Source organism: Pseudomonas spartinae (assembly GCF_965197125.1).
Lineage (GTDB): Bacteria > Pseudomonadota > Gammaproteobacteria > Pseudomonadales > Pseudomonadaceae > Aquipseudomonas > Aquipseudomonas composti_A.
Genome location: NZ_CBDAMB010000047.1, coordinates 1 through 268 on the forward strand (window position 1 = coordinate 1; position 268 = coordinate 268).

General features: G+C 47.4%; 1 tRNA gene. It reads right to left on the reverse strand.

The features are described 5' to 3' along the window. Positions 1-188 precede the first annotated feature (188 nt). A tRNA-Ala gene (locus tag ACN8M7_RS25995) sits at positions 189-264 on the reverse strand. Positions 265-268: the final 4 nt, after the last annotated feature.

Here is a 268-nt window from a genome sequence, read left to right on the forward strand (position 1 = left end):
GAACTACAAATTTTACCTTGACCAGATCAATTGCCAGTGAAAGCAATTAATCAGTCACTTCTATCACATATCCAAATTTTTAAAGAACGATATTCGTACCGGTCAAAAGACCAGAAATCAGCACTCATCAGGTCTACCCTGAGCGCTCATTTCTGAACTCTTTCTCTTGCAACGTAACGCGTAGAGAGTGGTGGAGCCAAGCGGGATCGAACCGCTGACCTCCTGCGTGCAAGGCAGGCGCTCTCCCAGCTGAGCTATGGCCCCGTAT